We start from the raw sequence: 18728 nt of genomic DNA on the forward strand, positions 1-18728 counted from the left end.
AAATAAGATGACAAATCTGGGGCCTTGATCATTAAAAAACTCAATTGTTGTTTTTGTTTTTAAATTTACCCCCATTAATCGAATAAATTAATGTTATTTATTAAAATGATCGTTTTTACAATATTACTAAGTTCAACTAATATATTTTTATACCAGGCAACTACAGGAGTTGGTGGCTCAAGAGAGAGACTGTAGTTGCCGACCAGATGAATCGCTTTTCGCCCAGCTTCCCATAGAACTGGGCTTTTTTTATTGTTGTTGCTGCTCTTGCTGCCAACGTCGCTGCTGTAAACGCTCTGCTTCGACTTCACGCTTATTACGAGCTGATTCGTACAATTTGGTACCTTTCAGCTCTGGAGGCATATAATCCTGCAACACGAAATGTTCTGGATAGTGATGTGGATATAAATAATCTACACCATATCCCTGCTCTTTCATTAACTTGGTCGGAGCATTTCTTAAATGTAATGGAACTGGAAGATTTGACGTACGTTCAGCCAACTCTAATGCTTTATTGATTGCTAAGTAAGTGCTGTTACTTTTCGCGCTTGTAGCCAAATACACTGCACATTGGCCTAAAATAATACGGCATTCTGGCATTCCAACCGCTTGAACGGATCTAAAACACTCCCCAGCCAATAGCAATGCATTAGGATTAGAATTTCCAATATCTTCCGAAGCGGCAATCAACATCCGACGTGCAATAAAGACGGGATCTTCTCCCCCCTTTAACATTCTCGCCATCCAATATAGTGCAGCGTCAGGATCACTTCCACGAATTGATTTAATGAAAGCTGAGACTAAATCATAGTGCTGCTCACCAGATTTGTCATATCGCGCAATATTTTGTTGACCTACTTTCACCACGATGGCATTGGTGACAATATTTTCAACATCTGCTTCAAATGTGCTCGCAATGAGATCCAATAAATTGAGTGCTTTACGAGCATCACCTGCGGCAAATTGAATTAATGCATCATATTCTTCGATGTGAATATGACGGTCTTTCAGAAATTGGTCTTGCTTGAGTGCACGTTCAATTAAATGTTGAATATCATGCTCAGATAATGCATTCAGCGTATACACCTGACAGCGCGACAACAAAGCATTATTGACTTCAAAAGAAGGATTTTCTGTGGTTGCACCAACCAGAGTAATCTTGCCTTTTTCTACTGCGCTCAGTAAGGCATCTTGTTGAGATTTATTAAAGCGATGAATTTCATCAATAAAAACCACTGGCACAATGAGATCACCACTTTCCCCAATGATTTCTCGAAGCTCTTTAACACCAGTGTTGAGTGCAGACAAGCTAATAAAAGTACGATCTACAGCTTGAGCTAACAAAAGCGCAATGGTGGTCTTGCCGACGCCTGGAGGCCCCCAAAAAATAATCGAAGGTAAATGTCCTTGGTCAATCATTTGACGTAAAGGTGCGTCTTCACCAAGCAAATGATCTTGTCCGATAATCTCAGACAAATCACGTGGACGTAAGCGTTCAGGTAGCGGAATTTGTGTATCGGACATATTTTTTATAGATCTCAAAGTGCTGTTGACTAGTCTACTATGTAATAGTCAAATTCCAATATTAATAGTCAAAACAACCATCACTATTCAACATTTTTCATTTTACTCAGATTCGAGTTTTGCTTTTAATTTGAATAAATAAGCTTGCGGTCCATCTTCTATTCCCCAAATTGTGCCATCCTTCGCTTCATGCAAGTCTCGTACTCGAACCCCCATATCCAAGCGCTGAATTTCTCGTACAGGTTCAGATTGTGGATCTACCACAATAATGGCTTTCGATGATAATCCACCGATTAAGGCTTTGTTCTTCCATTGTGGAAAATAGTTAGATTTATAAAAAATCAGACTCGAGGGTGAAATCACTGGAGACCAATCAAGTTTAGGGGCTATAAATTCAGGTCGCGTTTCATGATTCGGAATCTGTTTCCCATCATAGTGATCACCATTAGATACAATTGGATAGCCATAATTCTTACCTTTTTCAATAAGATTGAACTCATCACCACCTTTAGGGCCCATTTCTGCCACCCACAAACGATTTTGATGATCGAATGCCATACCTAAAGGATTACGATGACCTAAACTCCAAATCTGCGCTGAGACACCACCTTGTTTGGCAAATGGATTAGATTCTTGAGCACGACCATCATCATACAAATATACAATTTTACCTAGATTAGACTGCATATCTTGTGCAGGCTGAAACTTCTGCCGTTCCCCTGAACTAATCCATAAATTCGCTTGCTGGTCAAACACTATACGATGTGCATAATGCCCCTGACCCGACACTTTAGGGACTTGCTCCCATATGCGTTCGACATCCGTCAGTTTCGGTGCTTCGATATTCGATAAATCCAATTTCGCTCGGATTACCACTGCACCAAATAATCCATTTTTTTCTTCGGCATAACTGAGATATAACCAAGCGTTATTATTGAAATTAGGATGAATCGAAACATCACCTAACCCACCTTGTCCGCCATAAGCAACTTGAGGCACACCAGCCACGTTAAAACTAAGTTTTGATTGTGGGTCAAACAACTTAAGTATGCCTGACTTTTCTGTAATTAACAGTTGCCCATTTGGTAAAGTTGCAATCGCCCATGGTTCATTAAATAGAGCAATTTTTTCAACTTGATATCGTTGTTCTTGAGCTTTTGAATTTTCGTTTTTGACTGTTGATTCCTGCGGATTCTGTGCTTCAGTGGCTTTATTTTGATTGGCATGACACGCCATTATGATTCCGCTCAAACCAACAATCCAAATCAGTTTTGCAGCTTTTAACATGCCTTTCCCTTTTTAAATCCTTGAATATCAGTCTCAAGGATTAAACGACAATGATCATTTTAAAAGTGTTTTTATATTACAAAATATGTGCAGTCTCGCAATTGAATGTACTAGCGTACCCACCGCACGATGTATTCATCTATTTCATTTTCATTAACAAGCTGTTCAGATATACAACGACCTGCTACAGATTTTCGAGCACTAATCACACTTTGTTTATTGCCTGTCACCAAGTGATGCCAATTCGGTAGCTTTTTACCTTCATTAATACGTCGATATGCACAACTCGAAGGTAGCCATCGTATTTGTTGTAATTTTTCAGGCGTTAACTGAATACAGTCAGGTACATGCACCTGACGATTTTCATAATCTGAACAATGCCCCGTCTGACAATCTAGAAGTTTGCACGCCACTTTGGTATATGCGATTTCTTCGGTTTCATCATCTTCTAATTTAACCAAACAACACATACCACAACCATCACACAGTGCCTCCCATTCTGCTTGGTTCATTTCAAACAGTGAATAATGTTTCCAAAATTCAGGGCGTAAAGATGTGCTCATGATTCAGCTAAATATCAAAAATTTGAGTCAGTATATCACTAATAATTCTCATAAAATTTCACCAATCTCAGTTACAGTTGATTAACTAAAGAATATCAATACTCTACGTTAAAATACCCTTTGTATACATTTTGCTCAGTTTATTTTCTTATACTGAATGAACATTAATAAAAATTTATGGAGAATCAAAATGTTCCGTTGGGCGATTATTTTTGCAGTGATTGCATTGATAGCAAGTTTGCTAGGGTTTGGTGGTGTAGCAGGCTTATCTAAAGATTTCGCAATTATCTTACTTGTGATTGCAGTGATTCTCGCAATTGTAGGCTTTATCTCAAGAGGCAAAGTCTAGTGTTCTAAATCACTAGATTAAATTGAAAACACAAGATTGATGAAAAGAAGAAGGTACTCCTTCTTCTTTTTTTATTTCTTTTTTATCTGTTCATTGATACGCGTTTTATATATTCCAATCTTTCATAAATTCTCACATTTGATTTTACTTTCTTATTGCAAATTCATCACTTCGGAAAACATTTATGCTTTAATCTTTGCTGATTTTCATAAACGAAAGGACTTTCAATAATGACTTCAGCAATTCAAACAAGAGAAATTCAGTATAAAGCGGCAGATGGTACACAATTGATTGGTTATTTTGCCGCACCTGAAAACTCTTCAGGAGCTGCGGGTATTATTGTAGCCCCAGAGTGGTGGGGTCGTAATGAATATACAGAACAACGTGCTCGAGAACTTGCAGAACAAGGATATGCTGCTTTTGCCATTGATATGTACGGCGACAAAAAGGTAACCACTGAAGCTTCTCAAGCAAATGAGTGGATGATGCAAACTTTCGCACAGCCTGAAACAATTGTACAACGCGCTACAGCTGCGTTAGACACTTTATCTGCACAGCCTGAAGTTGACGCAACTCGATTAGCTGCGATTGGTTTTTGTTACGGCGGAAAAGTTGTTTTAGATCTTGCTCGCTCTGGTGCGAACTTAAAAGCAGTTGCTACCTTCCATGCTAATTTATCTGCGCAAACACCTGCTCAACAAGGTCAAGTAAAAGCTGAAATTCTGGTTTTGCATGGTGAGCTAGATAGCATGGTCACGCTAGATGATGTGGCACAATTTAAAGAAGAAATGTTTGCAGCTCAGGTGCCACATGAGGTCATTATCTTTGAGGATGCAAAACATGGTTTTAGCAATCCACAAGCTGATGAACGGGCAAAAGCCAATGATGTAGATCTCGGTTATAACGCTGAAGCTGAGGAAAAAAGCTTAGCTGCGATGTATGAGTTACTGTCGCGTCACTTAGATTAATTACTTTCAAAGTTTATTAGCGCTAAGATTATTGAAGAAAGAAGATAAAATATAAGAGGAATATAAGGATGAGTGAACAATGTACTTATTGCAATCACGATGAATATGATGTGATTGATAAAAATGAATTCGGTGTGATTTTGCCAGAACAGCAGCCGTTGACTAAAGGACATTCCGTTATTATTCCTTTACGTCATGTGAGTTCTTTTTTTGAAATTACCGATAAAGAGCGTAAAAGTTTACAGTCATTGTTAGAACTGGCACGTAACGAGTTAAAAATCCGTCATCATCCGGAAGGCTTTCATATCGCTTTTAATGATGGCAAAGTTTTTGGCGATGAAGAGTCGGAACATTTACACATCCATATTATTCCTCGTTACAAAAACCAACCGCTTAAATTAGATAGTCGTTGGGGCATTATTCAAGAGTAATGTTGATTTTACAAAAAGGCGCAATATGCGCCTTTTTTCATGCTTTTTTAAAAGGTCTTTGCCTAGATTGGTTATACTGAGCACAGATTGTATTAATGGTATTTTCATGTTTTCTTTTTCAACTGCGTTACTGGATTGGTTTGATGTACATGGTCGACATGACCTGCCATGGCAAGTCGCAGATGATCCTTACAAAGTTTGGGTCTCTGAAATTATGTTGCAGCAAACCCAAGTGAAAACTGTTCTGAAATACTATGATCGTTTTATTGAGCGCTTTCCGACGGTCACCGATTTAGGTCGTGCTACTTGGGATGAAGTTGCTCCTTACTGGGCAGGTCTAGGCTATTATGCGCGTGCTCGCAACCTGCATAAAGCAGCCACAATCGTAAGTCAAAATGGACATTTTCCAGAGACTTTAGAAGCTTGGATGGCACTGCCAGGAATAGGTAGATCAACTGCTGGTGCATTGATGTCACTTGGATTACGCAAATACGGCGTGATAATGGATGGAAATGTTAAGCGTGTTTTAGCACGTTTCTTTGCCATTGAAGATGATTTATCAAAGCCTGTCCATGAACGTGCAATGTGGGAATTAGCCGAGCAACTCTGTCCTGAACAACGCAACCATGATTACACGCAAGCCATTATGGATTTGGGTGCAACAATTTGTACTCCTAAAAAACCACTTTGCCTGTACTGTCCAATGCAGTCAGAATGCCAAGCTTTAAAGCAGGGTCTGACACAAGAGTTACCCTTTAAAAAGCCAAAAAAAGCAGTGCCTATAAAAACTGCGGATGTTTTATTACTGCGAAGTACTGAAAATACATGGTTATGGCAACAACGTCCGCATTCAGGCTTATGGGGTGGTTTATGGACCTTACCCATCATTGATGAAACTTCAGAATTTAGTCAATTGACTCAGCAATATGGTTTGGTGAGTAATCAATTACCAACTCAAATTTCACACAGTTTCACCCACTTTACCTGGTTACTGAATGCACATATTTTCCATGTTGATCTCGACCAGATGGAATACCTCCAAACAGAATTAGGAGGTGAATGGCTCGCTCCACAAGTTGTAACAGAAATGGGCATTCCAACTGCGATGAAAAAATTGATCTCAGCCGTGAATTTGTGACATAGTCGATTCAAATAAGTGTGGCTGTATCATATCAAGGAGTTCGAGTGACTAAGTATTTGCGACATTACATCATCCTAAGTGTAGCTATTTTACTTGTCGCCTGCAGTAGCCAACCTCCAAAACAAACGCCGCTTGATCCAACCCTCGTTGCTCGCTTACATATGCTTCCTTTGGATCGAAAATTACCTATCCCAGTACAAGGTGTAAAAGCGAGACAACTGACAGACACTTGGGGTGCATCACGAAGTCACGGTCGAACACATGAAGGCATTGATATCTTGGCGGCTCGTGGTACAAAAGTTTATAGTGCAACTGATGGAATTGTTCGCAGTATGCGCGATAATAAGCTGGGTGGGAAAGTCATTTGGATTTTAGGACCCGCTGGTTCTTGGCATTATTATGCGCATTTAGATCAGCATAAAAAAGGTCTCAATGAGGGTGACTTCGTGCGACGAGGTGACCATATTGGTTATGTCGGCAATACGGGTAATGCTCGACATACTGCCCCTCATTTACATTATGGAATTTACTTAGATGGTCGCGGTCGAGGCCCTGTCAATCCATACCCTTATTTACGTTAAATTAAAGTTTTTATTTTTAGGAAGTTTTCATGTCAGAAGCCTTGATTAATCGTCTAGTTGAATTTGCAGAATCTGGCAATCAACAACGTATTGTCTTAAATGGACAAAGCCATCAGGGCTGGATTATGGAAATTACCGAAGAAGCTCTGTTGATTAGCACTGGTTTTGCAGATAAAGCAGGTAAAGATTTCTGGATTAATTTTTCGGATTTAGAACAAGCAGAGTTGTTCTTTTGGGACAATCAAAACGATCAGTGGGTTGCTTTTACCATTTGATCACTTCGGAGCATTCGCATGACGATTCAACGCTGTAGCTGGTGCTCCGATGAGCAGATTTATATTGATTATCACGATCAAGAATGGGGTGTTCCTTTATATGATGAACACACCTTATTTGAAATGCTCTGTTTAGAAGGTCAGCAAGCAGGACTCGCTTGGATTATTGTTTTAAAAAAACGCGAGCGATATCGACATCATTTCTTTCAATACACCATTGAAGAAATTGCGACTTTTACAGATGAACATTTAATCGAAATAGCACAAGATCCGGGCATAATTCGTCATTTAGGTAAACTAAAGGCGATTCGAGATAATGCTCGAGCATGGTTGAATATGCGCCAAATCATGCCTGATATGGTCAAATGGCTATGGAGTTTTGTAGGGCATCAACCCAAAGTTCATTCTGTGCCAGACTATCGCTTAGCACCAACACAAAGCGAATTAAGCCTGCAACTGTCTAAAACTCTAAAAAAGAATGGTTTTAAATTCGTGGGTCCAACCATTATCTATTCTTATCTGCAAGCGGTAGGAATGATTGATGATCATGAAAATCACTGCTTTAAAAAGCTTAGTTTAGCGCCATAATCTTTTTAAGAAGGTGCTTGGGATGATGACCTCATTTTTTGTTTCACCCAATCCGCTAAAAACACGATGGAGTCATGAATTTCATGAGTTAGTTCATGCCCTGCATTTAAGCGAATATAATTTTTATAACGGCGTTCTTCTCCAAAAACATCACCGGGAACAATGTTAATACCATGTTGACGTGCAGCATAATAGAGTTCTAAACCATCAATATGTGTCGGCAATTGCAGCCATAAAACATAACCACCATCCGGCTGACTTAACCCAATGTCGATCCCGTGAAAAGCGTTTAATATCGTTTTTCGATATGCATCAACTTGATGATTTAATTTTGGTTTTAATCGGAGTAGATGCTCACGATAGGCTCTACTATACATCAGGTCAGCCAAAGCCAATTGCAAAGGTGTATTCACACTGACATTTTGAATGACAATTTGACGATGCAAATATTTAAGCCTCGGCGGTAAACAAAACCAACCTACTCGATATGCGCTCGACAATGATTTTGATATTGAACTGCATAAAATGACATAGCCTGCTTCATCCCAATGTTTGATCGGTAAAGGTCGCTGTAAATTAAAACTACATTCAGCATAAATATCATCTTCAATCACATAACATTGATATTGTTCAGCCAATTGCACAATTTTCTGTTTATCATGATTTGAAAGCTCAAATCCTAGTGGATTTTGATAATTCACAGTCAATAGACAGGCTTTGGTATCGGGGTGCTGCATTGCTCTTTCTAAGCGTTCTAAATCAAAACCATCCACATTTGCAGGTATCTCAATCAACTTGCGTTTCAGTGTCCCTAACAACTGTAATTGACCATTAAAATTTGGGGTTGGAATCACAATGCCATCCCCTTCCTTGGTCAAGAGCTGAACCACGAGTGATAACGCAGCCATACAGCCATTGGTGATATAAATCTCGTCTGGATTGATATAAAAACCATCTTCAGCCCAATGGTCTGATAAAGCTTGTCTCAATCTCAAATGCCCTTGTCGATTACTGTAAAGGAAATCTTCTGGTTGACTGTGTTTTAAAGCACGTTGAATTGACTTTCGGATTGCATCTACAGGCACGTGATTTGGAGAGATTTGTACTGCACCTAAATGAATTGATCGGTTATTGATTGAAGACTCCTGTATTTCAATTTGCAAATCTAAGTTACTGATATCCTTTGCTTCAGCTTCAAATTCACGATGATAAGGCAATACTGGTGGATCATTTTTGGATTTCAAATGTTGTACAAAATAACCTGATTTATTTTTAACAGTGATGAGCCCTTCCGATTCCAATATTGCATAACAATTTTTTGCTGTATTTAAACTGACGGCATGTAATGCTGAAAATTGTCGAAGGGAAATGAGCTTCTGTCCTGAACACAGTTCTCCACTCAGAATTTTCTGTTTAATATGTTTGGCTAAGATTTGATACTGGAACATGAACTGTGCTCATTTTTATAAAATGTGTGTATCTGTATCTATAAACCTAGCAAATTTATGATGGTCTTACAGCTAAAAAAACACAGGAGGCCACATGAACAACGATAAATTATATTTGATATTACCCTTGGTAACACTTTTGACAGCTTGCCAACCAAAGCATGCGATCGATCAAGTTGCACTTGAGCAAAAATTTATTTGTACATCATTAATTGATGGCTTCTTGAAAGTGACACACAACAGCCATTATCGTTTTACGAAAAATATTGAATCTCCAGAGCAGCAGAAAATTTACCTTTACACCGTGTCTTCTGATCATGCAGTCAAGCTCAATAGCCCCACACAAAAAAATTTAAATTTTCAATGTGATGATTCCAAAAAACAGACCTACCAAGTTTTTCTATTGGATCAGGCATCTAAGACAAAGCAACCAATTTTGAGTTTTCATTTGCCTCAAGCAGCAGAGTTAAAGCAATTTACAGCTTACACTTTGAAAAATGATTAAATGCCTGATCTAAAGTCATTATTTCAAAATATCTGGTAACGATATCTGCACAGATTGAGATTTTGCTAATTCAGTTTTCATTTTTTGCAACATTTGATAAGGCTGCTGTTGTACAAACATATTGGTCACACTTTGTGGAATTGCACCTTCTGGATCCGCATATCCTGAAGTGCTGACCTTCACCTTATTCGGTCCAATCTGTTCAAAGCTCCAGTCTCCAACATAGTGTTGCAGCCGAATATACTGAGGATTCTTCGATTTACCCGTTTGCGAAGCTTTATTCTTAATATGAACAATACCTTTTGAATCCTTATACATTTTCCCTTGCACAATCAGATCTCGATCTTTCAAAGGAAATGGAAAATCTAACACCATGTAGAGTTTAAATTCCCCTTGCTTCAAATCTTGAGAAATCACCTGTGCTGAACCGACATTGGGTACCCATGATTTTGCATTTTCCACATCCAAAACTATTGCAACTGCTCTTTCGAGTGAAGCATCCACTACTGTTTCAGCACGATAGGACAACACAGGATGATCAGGATTTTGCATCGTCCACACTTTAATATTGTTTTTGTTAATGGTGAGTCGAGAGGCTTCATTGGCTTGAACTTGGCTTGTCAGGCCAATGGCACTGACAAGCAAGCAGATCATAGAAATTTTCTTCATTTTTATTCTTCATATTTAACATTATTATTTAGATGATCACGCAGTATTTTTAAACTTAAACTTTGATATCGTTGAAGCCTAAAACGTCTTTCATGTCATATTTTTTCGGTGCTTTACCTACAACCCAAGCAGCGGCACGTACTGCACCTGCAGCAAAATTCATGCGATTCGTGGCTTTATGTGTGATTTCTACACGTTCACCTTCACCAATAAACATTACCGTATGTTCACCCACAATATCGCCACCACGAATGGTTTGGAAACCAATACTTTGACGTTCACGAGGACCAGTATGTCCTTCACGGTGATACACAGCATCTTGCTTCAAATCACGACCTAATGCATCAGCAATCGCCTCACCCATCATTAAAGCAGTACCTGATGGCGCATCAACTTTATGACGATGATGTGCTTCGATCACTTCAATATCGACACTGTCACCAAAGACTTTAGATGCTAATTCTAAAAGTTTAATGGATACATTCACGCCTACGGAGTAGTTTGCTGCGTACACTACAGGAGCAATCGTTGCACTTTCATCTAAAAATGCTTTTTGCTCATCGTTCATTCCCGTCGTACCGATCACTAATGCAACACCAGCCTCACGGCACAGTTTCAAATGCTGTTCAGTTGCAACTGGTGCAGTAAAATCAATAAATACATCGCAATCATTTAAAACATCTTGGATATCACCCACGACTTTCACACCAAGTGTACCAATACCCGCTAATTCGCCTGCATCCGCGCCAATAAGGCTACTGCCTGGACGCTCTACCGCTGCTGCTAATTGATAACCAGCATCTTGAACTGCTTGAATCAATGTACGACCCATACGGCCACCAGCACCTAAAATCCCAATACGCGGAGCGACAGACATAACCTATTCCTAGTGTTGCTTTAAAATTGTTCTTACTATAACAAAAGTCTATACATACGCTAAGTTTATCGATATAAAAAATTATGCTGTCTTCTAAGCATTTGATTCAAACATTAATCGAATAATCAGATTAAATTGAGAAAAATATTCGGTTTTTTATATTTATAAATTTTAACTATGATCAATGCCATGAAATTCAACACTTTTATAAGGAAATAATATGGCAGACCAAGCTCGAAAATTATCAACGATCCAAACGATCGAACAGTTACAGTTGGATGCTTCATTAGTTCAAGGTTTAGATCATGCCGAAACTGCGTGGATCATTATCGAAGCTATTCAACAATTGCAGGAATATCATAATCAGTGGCACTGAGATGAAACGGATCAGATGATTTTTCTTATTTAAAAGAAAATCATCTTCTGTGTTATTAAAATATTTACAATTTAAAAATCATATTAGGATTCAAAATTTAAAATTGCTCAAAGCATTGATTGCTCAGCTAAAGCATCGGTTTCTATTTTCATTCCTATTAAAATATGTTCTTATTATCTCGTTATTTTTAATCTAAATTACATTCTATCTTCACAGTTTCTCTGCATTTTTTCAGTACATTAGTGTGAACCCCAATTTATAAGGTCAACGAGGGCGGAATATGAAAAAGATTATGACAGTTTTGACATTATCTTTAAGTGCAATATTTACAGCAAATATTGCCAATGCTGCTCCTTACTCTGATGACTACCAAGATAAAGGTTCACGTGAACGTGGTAAAGGATTTGAGAAACGTACTCAATATGATGCTTCATCAGATCAAGAGTTCCAAGATCGTCGTAAAAACAGAGAAGAGCGTGGCGTAAAACGTTTACGTCAACATAAATGGCAAACTGGCTACGTCATGCCTCAACACTATCGTGGCAATAGTTATAAAACCGAATATAAAGATCATAACCTACCAAAACCTGGTAAAAACCAACAATGGTACAAAGTGAATAATGACTTTATTCTGGTGGATTCAAACAGCAATAGCATTTTGAAAATCCAGCAAGATTAATTTTGGCGTTTAAATCGACCCGACTTCATGTCGGGTTTTTTGTTGAGTTCAATCCTAATCATTCATCTTCATCACTTCTTCATACATTTCACAAATTGACTATATCTCTCCACGGTTTATCTCAAATCATTTTGTACTTTAGCGATATCGGATAAATAACAAAGTTAGAGGTATCCCACATGAAAAAGTTAGTATCAGTACTTACATTAGCAATGAGTGGTTTATTGGCAACATCTGCGATGGCTGGTCCACATGACGATGGTCGTCACTATTCAAAACCAACTCCACCACCAGCGCATTGGAATAAAGGTCAGCCTGGGAAATATCAACATGACCGCTATGAACAAAATCGTGGCTTCCAAAATGTAAATCCAAGCCGTCAATGGCGAGTAGGTCAACTGTTACCACGTCAATTCAACTCTTCAAAATTTGAGTTAAGTGATCGTCAAGCGAAGAATCTACCTAAAGCGGCGCGTAACCAGCAGTGGTACAAAATTAATGGAGACTATGTCTTAGTGAATGAGCGTACAGATCGCATCGTGCGTATCATCGGATAAGCTTATTCCTAGATCTTCTCAAATTGATCTTCCCTGCACTCAGCCCAAACTCAGTTTGGGCTTTTTTATGTCTTTATTTTAATGCAGGTGTGGAAAATCATTTTTTTGTTTAGAATCTGATGACCACTTCCCGCTTCTATCGGTACATGCATGCAATCGGACTCAATAGATACAACTCAAAATATGACACAGCAATATGTGCATTGGTTCCGAAACTCAGCGCCGTATATCAACGCCCATCGTAATAAAACCTTCGTTTTAATGTTTGGCGGCGAAGCAGTTCAATCACCAAATTTTCAACATATTATTCATGATATTGCCCTTTTACATTCTCTCGGCATTCGACTCATTCTGGTTCATGGAGCAAGACCACAAATCAGTGCAAATCTTGCTGAGAAGAATTTAGATAGCCCTTTTCATAATCATCGTAGAGTAACAACACGTGATTCATTAAGTGCGGTCATGTCTGCCGTAGGTTCAATCCGTTTACAAATCGAAGCCTTATTGTCTATGGGACTTGCAAACTCACCCATGTATGGTGCTCGCATTGATGTGGTATCTGGTAATTTTATAACAGCTAAACCTTATGGCATTCGTAACGGCATCGATTATCAACTTACCGGTGAAGTGCGTTCAGTCGATGCAGATGCGATTCAAAAGCATTTGGACAATCACAATATTGTATTGCTTGGCCCCTCAGGTTATTCAACCACTGGTGAAGTTTATAACTTGCTTGCTGAAGAAGTGGCGACCAAAACAGCTATCCAACTCGGTGCCGATAAACTCATTTTTCTCGGTTCCGAACAAGGTTTAATGCAAAGCCCACAGCAGTTGTTGCGCGAAGTGACCCCGCATCAGCTAGATCAACATATTGACGTTGCTTTAGAGCAAAATTATGAATTGGCATTGCATTTACAAAATGCCAAGGAAGCCTCTTTAAATGGCGTTAACCGCGTACATTTATTGTCATATGAACATGATGGTGCATTAATCGAAGAATTATTTACTCGTGATGGGCATGGCACGATGATCACCGATGCACATTATGAAGAAGTCCGCACAGCGACGATTCAGGATGTCGGTGGATTAATCAGTTTATTACGGCCATTAGAACAAGAAGGCATTTTGGTATACCGCTCTAGAGAACGCTTGGAAAATGAAATTGATCATTTCGCTGTGATTGAACGTGACGGTATGGTTCTGGCTTGTGCAGCATTATATCCAATACCAACTGAATCAAATGAAATTCGTTCTGCAGAAATAGCCTGTGTGGCAGTACATCCAAGTTACCGCAAATCAAATCGTGGTAGCCAAATCTTGCACTATTTAGAAGAGAAAGCAAAAAAGTCTAATATCCAACAGTTATTTATTCTTACGACACGAACCGCACATTGGTTTTTGGAACAAGGGTTTGTCAAAGCATCGGTGGATGACTTACCACAAGCGCGTCAGGCACTTTATAATTTCCAAAGAAACTCAATTGTTTGTAAAAAGCCACTCTAAAGTGGCTTTTTTATTGCACCCTTATGAACTGCTTTATCTTTCTTTTATATATCGATATTCCTAGGTGAACTATCTTCACAATCATTCGATATATTCATACAAATCATATCCTTATCACAATTTAATATTTTAATATATATTTATATATTTCATAAACTTAGAAAAAAAATATCGTTATTCTTAGATTGAGCCTTTTGCATTTTTTTAGATATTTTTTTCTCTTTTAATTTTATCTTTTTTATTCATTAGGAATTCCTGAATTCTTATTTTTTACGAAATAGAAAATTCATTAACTTAGGCTCGTTACATGACGCATTTATTTTTTTGATTTTTTTTATTTTTAAGTTTTCAGGATTTTCAATATGAGCAGCTTTAACGCTAATCTTTGGAAAAAAACACTCATTTTGTCTTCTGCGTTAACAGGTGCTTTGCTACTCACTGGTTGCGACTCAAAAAAAGAAGATAAAACCCAAGTGTTAAATATCGGTTATCAAAAGTATGGCTTACTGCCCGTGATTAAAGAACGTGGTGAATTAGAAGCCGCTTTGAAGGATCAAAACATTCAAGTGAAATGGGTAGAGTTCCCAGGTGGACCACAACTGTTAGAAGGTTTGAATGTCGGCAGTGTTTCATTTGGTGAAGTCGGTGAAGCCCCCCCTATTTTTGCCCAAGCAGCGAATTCAAATTTGGTTTATGTCGCAAATCAACCTGCGACTCCACGCGCTGAAGCGTTGATTGTTCAAAAAAATTCGAACATCAAAGATATTCAACAACTTAAAGGTAAGCGTGTAGCGTTAAACAAAGGTTCTAACGTTCATTATCTTCTCTTGAAGATCTTAGAAAAGAATCATTTGACGCTTGATGATATTGAAGTGGTTTACCTACCACCATCGGATGCTCGCGCAGCATTTGAGCGCGGTGCAGTCGATGCATGGGTAATCTGGGATCCGTTCTTTGCAGCAGCAGAGCATCAAATCGGCGCACGTGTTCTCGCTTCTGGCGAAGGGAATGCCAATAACTACCAGTTCTATATGGCTGATCGTAAGTTCGTTGAACAGAATCCTGAAATTATACAAACCGTTGTTCAAGAACTTAATGAAGCATCTGATTGGATTGCTTCCAATAAAGATGAAGCCGCTCAACTGCTCGTGAAGCCTACAGGTCTAGATTACAAAATTCTTCAAACCTCAATTGGACGTATGAGCTTCGGCGTTTATCCAATTAGTACTGAAGTTGCTCAACATCAGCAAAAAGTTGCCGATGTATTCCATCAACAGAAATTGATTCCAAACAAAATCAATATTCAGGCCGCAATTATTGCGCCTACACCCAAATAACAACATGAAAAGGTGATGAACATGACTCAATATCAATCAGCAAATACAGCACACACTTGGTTTAAAACCTCAAGTCATTCAATGACAACGATGCTATTTGCCTGTGCGATGTTGGGTTGCTCAGCTGCATGGGCTGTTGATCCCTCAGTGAAAGAATTACGCATTGGCTTCCAAAAATCTTCCGTAAATTTGGTGATTGCTCAACAGCAAAAACTGTTTGAGCAAGAATTTCCCAATGCCAAAATTACATGGAATGAGTTCCCTGGTGGTCCTCAAATTTTAGAAGCACTTGCAGTGGGTTCAGTGGATATTGGTGCAACAGGTGATACCCCCCCTGTTTATGCGCAAGCAGGAAACAAACCTCTGCATTACATTGCTTATGAGGCGGCGAAGCCACTTTCTTCAGCAATCTTAGTGCCGCAAAAATCCAAAATTACTCAGCTTAAACACCTCAAAGGCAAGCGTGTCGCAGTACATCGTGGCTCTAGTTCACATTATCTATTGGTCCAAGCCGTCCGAAAAGCAGGTTTGCAATGGAGCGATGTAAAACCAATTTGGTTAAGTCCTGCTGATGCACGCGCAGCATTCCAAAAAGGTGCTGTTGATGCATGGGCCATTTGGGACCCGTATTACGCTGCTGCTGAACTTGAAGATAAAGCAAAAGTTTTGACCACTGGACAAGGGCTGAGCCCGAATTACACGTTCTATCTCGCTTCAGGCAAGTTTATCGACAAACATCCTCAAGCGATTTCTGATGTCATTGAACAGATTAATCTTGCTGATCAATGGGTTCAAAAGAACTTAAAAACTACAGCAACGATTTTTGCCAAAACAACAGGTTTAAAGCCGAATGTCAGCCAAACCTTTGTTCAGCGCCGACCTCGTCCATCTTATGCAGCACCTTTAACCGCGAAAGTCATTGCAGATCAGCAACAACTGGCTGATCGCTTTGCTGAGCTCAAAATCATTCCTAAACCGATACAAATTAACCAAGTCGTATGGACTGGTAAGTAACTCATATTAAGGACTTAAGTAATGAAAATTTTCTGGTTTATTCCTACTCATGGTGATAGTCGCTACCTAGGTACAAGCAAAGGCGGACGTGTTGTCGACCATGCCTACATGAAACAAATCGCTGTGGCGGTGGATAATCTAGGTTATGAAGGTGTGCTTATCCCGACTGGTCGTTCTTGTGAAGATCCATGGTTGACTGCCGCAAGTTTAATTGATGCCACCAAAAATCTTAAATTTCTCGTTGCTTTGCGTCCAGGGGTAACCACTCCTGCACTGGCTGCACGTATGGCAGCAACCTTTGACCGTCTTTCAAATGGCCGTGTTCTATTGAACTTGGTCACTGGTGGTGATGAGCAAGAGTTAAAAGGTGACGGCGTCTATGAAGATCATAAAACGCGTTATAAAACTGCGACTGAATATACTACGATTTGGCGCGAAATTTTAAAACGCTCTCATACGGGTGAAAGCTTCACGTTCCATGGTGAACGTCTAAGCGTGGATGATGCAAAATTATTATATCCACCCGTCCAAAAACCTTATCCACCATTGTGGTTTGGTGGTTCTTCTGATGATGCTGTTGAACTGGCAACTGATCAAGTAGATACCTATTTAACTTGGGGAGAGCCTCCAGCAGCGGTTAAAGAAAAAATTGAAAATGTCCGCGCTAAGGCGGCAGCTAAAGGTCGCACCCTAGATTACGGTATTCGTTTACATGTCATCGTCCGCGAAACCAACGAGGAAGCATGGAGAGCTGCTGAAGAATTAATTCAGTATGTTGATGATGAAACCATCGCTGCGGCACAGAAAAAATTTAAACAAATGGACTCTGTTGGTCAACGTCGTATGGCTGAACTTCATAATGGAGATCGCTCGAAACTTGAAGTGTCACCAAACTTATGGGCTGGCGTAGGTCTCGTCCGTGGGGGTGCAGGCACGGCATTAGTAGGTGACCCTGAAACTGTGGCCGCACGTATCCAAGAATATGCAGATTTAGGCATTAATACCTTTATTTTCTCGGGTTATCCGCACCTTGAAGAATCAATTCGTTTTGCTGAATTGGTATTCCCTCTTCTGCCATTAGAAACACGCCAAAAACTGACTCAACCTAATCTGACTGGTCCTTTTGGTGAGATTGTCGCGAATAACTATACTCCTGAAGAAAATAAAAAAGGAGATCAGGTTCAGGAGCCGGCATGACAACAGCGGTAGATAAAACTCAAAAACATTCTATCGTGTTGAGTAAAACCAAGGTGGTTAAAGCTGAAGGTTTTCTCTCTCGAGGAACCAAACAACTGGGGCAACGTTTGTTGCCTTGGTTAGTACCCATTTTCCTTATTGTGATTTGGCAACTGGCATCAGTCACTGGCATTTTAGAAAGCCGCGTCTTGCCTGCTCCAACCGCAGTGGTTTTGGCTTTTTGGCATCTATTGCTCAGTGGTGAACTGTGGACACATGTCCAAGTCAGTGCGGGACGTGCACTGATTGGCTTGCTGATTGGTGGGGGCTTAGGATTATTTTTAGGATTGTTAAATGGCTCATCTAAAGTAGCCTCTACGTTACTCGACACGACCCTACAAATGATCCGTAATATTCCAGCTTTAGCTTTAATTCCATTGGTGATTCTATGGTTTGGAATTGACGAATCTGCCAAATTATTTTTGGTCGCGATTGGCGTGTTTTTCCCAATTTATATCAATACGTATCACGGTATCCGATCTGTAGATCCTCAGCTGATCGAGATGGGCAAGAGTTATGGTTTAACACGCTGGCAGTTATATAAAGAAATTATTTTACCAGGTGCTCTTCCTTCCATTTTAGTTGGTTTGCGCTTCGCACTAGGTTTAGTTTGGGTTCTTTTAATTGTGGCTGAAACCATCTCAGCACAAGCTGGAATTGGCTACATGACCATGAATGCGCGTGAATTTTTACAAACAGATGTCGTTTTAGTTGGGATTCTACTGTATGCCCTACTTGGTAAATTAGCGGATGTACTCGCGGTTGCCTTAGAAAAATATTTATTACGCTGGCATCCAGGCTATCAAAAATAGGAATGCGT

Annotated in this window: 22 protein-coding genes; 16 read left to right on the forward strand and 6 right to left on the reverse strand. The window is 39.4% G+C overall.

Annotated features, from left to right (window positions below):
• Window positions 1-249 precede the first annotated feature (249 nt).
• The 3 genes from AC1M9N_RS05020 to AC1M9N_RS05030 form a co-directional block, all read right to left on the reverse strand.
• On the reverse strand, window positions 250-1524 hold the full coding sequence (locus AC1M9N_RS05020; RefSeq protein ID WP_481954356.1) for a replication-associated recombination protein A: 1275 nt from the start codon (window positions 1522-1524) through the stop codon (window positions 250-252).
• A 102-nt stretch (window positions 1525-1626) separates the two neighbouring features.
• Window positions 1627-2811: a PQQ-dependent sugar dehydrogenase gene (locus AC1M9N_RS05025; protein ID WP_481954357.1), complete on the reverse strand. Its 1185-nt coding sequence runs from the start codon at window positions 2809-2811 to the stop codon at window positions 1627-1629.
• A 110-nt stretch (window positions 2812-2921) separates the two neighbouring features.
• Window positions 2922-3374: a YcgN family cysteine cluster protein gene (locus AC1M9N_RS05030; RefSeq protein WP_481591991.1), complete on the reverse strand. Its 453-nt coding sequence runs from the start codon at window positions 3372-3374 to the stop codon at window positions 2922-2924.
• A 190-nt stretch (window positions 3375-3564) separates the two neighbouring features.
• Between AC1M9N_RS05030 and AC1M9N_RS05035 the strand changes: the two genes are divergently transcribed.
• The 7 genes from AC1M9N_RS05035 (at window position 3565) to AC1M9N_RS05065 (ending at window position 7707) form a co-directional block, all read left to right on the forward strand.
• Window positions 3565-3723 carry a DUF1328 domain-containing protein gene (locus AC1M9N_RS05035; RefSeq protein WP_035264869.1) on the forward strand — a complete coding sequence of 53 codons (159 nt, stop codon included), beginning with the start codon at window positions 3565-3567 and terminating at the stop codon, window positions 3721-3723.
• 230 nt (window positions 3724-3953) lie between these two features.
• Window positions 3954-4691: a dienelactone hydrolase family protein gene (locus AC1M9N_RS05040; protein WP_092766589.1), complete on the forward strand. Its 738-nt coding sequence runs from the start codon at window positions 3954-3956 to the stop codon at window positions 4689-4691.
• A 62-nt stretch (window positions 4692-4753) separates the two neighbouring features.
• Window positions 4754-5122, forward strand: a complete 369-nt coding sequence (locus tag AC1M9N_RS05045) for an HIT family protein (protein WP_265596980.1) — start codon at window positions 4754-4756, stop codon at window positions 5120-5122.
• A gap of 106 nt (window positions 5123-5228) precedes the next feature.
• Entirely contained in the window at window positions 5229-6260 is a 1032-nt protein-coding gene (mutY, locus tag AC1M9N_RS05050; protein ID WP_416224315.1) for an A/G-specific adenine glycosylase, read from the forward strand.
• Between the two features lie 59 nt (window positions 6261-6319).
• Window positions 6320-6844, forward strand: a complete 525-nt coding sequence (locus AC1M9N_RS05055) for a M23 family metallopeptidase (protein ID WP_035264946.1) — start codon at window positions 6320-6322, stop codon at window positions 6842-6844.
• Between the two features lie 29 nt (window positions 6845-6873).
• Window positions 6874-7119 (forward strand): hypothetical protein, encoded by a 246-nt coding sequence (locus tag AC1M9N_RS05060; protein WP_035264881.1) that lies wholly within the window; start codon window positions 6874-6876, stop codon window positions 7117-7119.
• Window positions 7120-7137: 18 nt separating this feature from the next.
• Window positions 7138-7707 (forward strand): DNA-3-methyladenine glycosylase I, encoded by a 570-nt coding sequence (locus tag AC1M9N_RS05065; RefSeq protein ID WP_481608685.1) that lies wholly within the window; start codon window positions 7138-7140, stop codon window positions 7705-7707.
• A 5-nt stretch (window positions 7708-7712) separates the two neighbouring features.
• Here the strand turns inward: AC1M9N_RS05065 and AC1M9N_RS05070 are convergent, their stop codons facing one another.
• Window positions 7713-9155, reverse strand: a complete 1443-nt coding sequence (locus AC1M9N_RS05070) for an aminotransferase-like domain-containing protein (protein ID WP_481954358.1) — start codon at window positions 9153-9155, stop codon at window positions 7713-7715.
• Window positions 9156-9249: 94 nt separating this feature from the next.
• On the opposite strand from AC1M9N_RS05070, the gene AC1M9N_RS05075 reads away from it, so the two are divergent.
• Window positions 9250-9660 carry a hypothetical protein gene (locus AC1M9N_RS05075; RefSeq protein WP_481954359.1) on the forward strand — a complete coding sequence of 137 codons (411 nt, stop codon included), beginning with the start codon at window positions 9250-9252 and terminating at the stop codon, window positions 9658-9660.
• An 18-nt stretch (window positions 9661-9678) separates the two neighbouring features.
• Here the strand turns inward: AC1M9N_RS05075 and AC1M9N_RS05080 are convergent, their stop codons facing one another.
• A complete protein-coding gene (locus AC1M9N_RS05080; protein WP_481612781.1) occupies window positions 9679-10329 on the reverse strand; it encodes an START domain-containing protein in 651 nt (216 codons plus the stop codon).
• Window positions 10330-10384: 55 nt separating this feature from the next.
• The gene (gene dapB, locus AC1M9N_RS05085; protein WP_035264896.1) at window positions 10385-11206 is read right to left on the reverse strand and encodes a 4-hydroxy-tetrahydrodipicolinate reductase; all 822 of its coding nucleotides are present in this window, start codon (window positions 11204-11206) and stop codon (window positions 10385-10387) included.
• A gap of 220 nt (window positions 11207-11426) precedes the next feature.
• Between dapB and AC1M9N_RS05090 the strand changes: the two genes are divergently transcribed.
• From AC1M9N_RS05090 to ssuC, 8 genes are all read left to right on the forward strand, one after another.
• Window positions 11427-11582, forward strand: a complete 156-nt coding sequence (locus AC1M9N_RS05090) for a hypothetical protein (protein WP_171076739.1) — start codon at window positions 11427-11429, stop codon at window positions 11580-11582.
• Window positions 11583-11862: 280 nt separating this feature from the next.
• The gene (locus tag AC1M9N_RS05095; RefSeq protein WP_092766593.1) at window positions 11863-12261 is read left to right on the forward strand and encodes an RcnB family protein; all 399 of its coding nucleotides are present in this window, start codon (window positions 11863-11865) and stop codon (window positions 12259-12261) included.
• Between the two features lie 179 nt (window positions 12262-12440).
• On the forward strand, window positions 12441-12818 hold the full coding sequence (locus tag AC1M9N_RS05100; RefSeq protein ID WP_481954360.1) for an RcnB family protein: 378 nt from the start codon (window positions 12441-12443) through the stop codon (window positions 12816-12818).
• 150 nt (window positions 12819-12968) lie between these two features.
• A complete protein-coding gene (gene argA, locus AC1M9N_RS05105; protein ID WP_481609691.1) occupies window positions 12969-14321 on the forward strand; it encodes an amino-acid N-acetyltransferase in 1353 nt (450 codons plus the stop codon).
• Window positions 14322-14683: 362 nt separating this feature from the next.
• Window positions 14684-15658: a sulfonate ABC transporter substrate-binding protein gene (locus AC1M9N_RS05110; protein WP_481954361.1), complete on the forward strand. Its 975-nt coding sequence runs from the start codon at window positions 14684-14686 to the stop codon at window positions 15656-15658.
• A gap of 81 nt (window positions 15659-15739) precedes the next feature.
• Window positions 15740-16672, forward strand: coding sequence for a sulfonate ABC transporter substrate-binding protein (locus AC1M9N_RS05115; RefSeq protein WP_481586966.1), 933 nt, complete (start codon window positions 15740-15742; stop codon window positions 16670-16672).
• Between the two features lie 21 nt (window positions 16673-16693).
• Window positions 16694-17869: an FMNH2-dependent alkanesulfonate monooxygenase gene (gene ssuD, locus AC1M9N_RS05120; protein ID WP_092766595.1), complete on the forward strand. Its 1176-nt coding sequence runs from the start codon at window positions 16694-16696 to the stop codon at window positions 17867-17869.
• 53 nt (window positions 17870-17922) lie between these two features.
• Window positions 17923-18720 (forward strand): aliphatic sulfonate ABC transporter permease SsuC, encoded by a 798-nt coding sequence (ssuC, locus tag AC1M9N_RS05125; RefSeq protein WP_180000343.1) that lies wholly within the window; start codon window positions 17923-17925, stop codon window positions 18718-18720.
• Window positions 18721-18728 lie beyond the last annotated feature (8 nt).

The organism is Acinetobacter sp. ANC_7655 (assembly GCF_056784015.1).

What these genes read in the sequence shown, in the direction of transcription:
- AC1M9N_RS05035 (WP_035264869.1), top strand. Translation starts at nt 3,565, where the DNA reads ATGTTCCGTTGGGCGATTATTTTTGCAGTGATTGCATTGATAGCAAGT.
- AC1M9N_RS05030 (WP_481591991.1), bottom strand. Translation starts at nt 3,374, where the DNA reads ATGAGCACATCTTTACGCCCTGAATTTTGGAAACATTATTCACTGTTT.
- AC1M9N_RS05020 (WP_481954356.1), bottom strand. Translation starts at nt 1,524, where the DNA reads ATGTCCGATACACAAATTCCGCTACCTGAACGCTTACGTCCACGTGAT.
- dapB (WP_035264896.1), bottom strand. Translation starts at nt 11,206, where the DNA reads ATGTCTGTCGCTCCGCGTATTGGGATTTTAGGTGCTGGTGGCCGTATG.
- AC1M9N_RS05095 (WP_092766593.1), top strand. Translation starts at nt 11,863, where the DNA reads ATGAAAAAGATTATGACAGTTTTGACATTATCTTTAAGTGCAATATTT.
- mutY (WP_416224315.1), top strand. Translation starts at nt 5,229, where the DNA reads ATGTTTTCTTTTTCAACTGCGTTACTGGATTGGTTTGATGTACATGGT.
- AC1M9N_RS05110 (WP_481954361.1), top strand. Translation starts at nt 14,684, where the DNA reads ATGAGCAGCTTTAACGCTAATCTTTGGAAAAAAACACTCATTTTGTCT.
- AC1M9N_RS05115 (WP_481586966.1), top strand. Translation starts at nt 15,740, where the DNA reads ATGACAACGATGCTATTTGCCTGTGCGATGTTGGGTTGCTCAGCTGCA.
- AC1M9N_RS05080 (WP_481612781.1), bottom strand. Translation starts at nt 10,329, where the DNA reads ATGAAGAAAATTTCTATGATCTGCTTGCTTGTCAGTGCCATTGGCCTG.
- argA (WP_481609691.1), top strand. Translation starts at nt 12,969, where the DNA reads ATGCAATCGGACTCAATAGATACAACTCAAAATATGACACAGCAATAT.
- AC1M9N_RS05075 (WP_481954359.1), top strand. Translation starts at nt 9,250, where the DNA reads ATGAACAACGATAAATTATATTTGATATTACCCTTGGTAACACTTTTG.
- AC1M9N_RS05040 (WP_092766589.1), top strand. Translation starts at nt 3,954, where the DNA reads ATGACTTCAGCAATTCAAACAAGAGAAATTCAGTATAAAGCGGCAGAT.
- AC1M9N_RS05090 (WP_171076739.1), top strand. Translation starts at nt 11,427, where the DNA reads ATGGCAGACCAAGCTCGAAAATTATCAACGATCCAAACGATCGAACAG.
- AC1M9N_RS05060 (WP_035264881.1), top strand. Translation starts at nt 6,874, where the DNA reads ATGTCAGAAGCCTTGATTAATCGTCTAGTTGAATTTGCAGAATCTGGC.
- AC1M9N_RS05025 (WP_481954357.1), bottom strand. Translation starts at nt 2,811, where the DNA reads ATGTTAAAAGCTGCAAAACTGATTTGGATTGTTGGTTTGAGCGGAATC.
- AC1M9N_RS05070 (WP_481954358.1), bottom strand. Translation starts at nt 9,155, where the DNA reads ATGTTCCAGTATCAAATCTTAGCCAAACATATTAAACAGAAAATTCTG.
- AC1M9N_RS05065 (WP_481608685.1), top strand. Translation starts at nt 7,138, where the DNA reads ATGACGATTCAACGCTGTAGCTGGTGCTCCGATGAGCAGATTTATATT.
- AC1M9N_RS05100 (WP_481954360.1), top strand. Translation starts at nt 12,441, where the DNA reads ATGAAAAAGTTAGTATCAGTACTTACATTAGCAATGAGTGGTTTATTG.
- ssuD (WP_092766595.1), top strand. Translation starts at nt 16,694, where the DNA reads ATGAAAATTTTCTGGTTTATTCCTACTCATGGTGATAGTCGCTACCTA.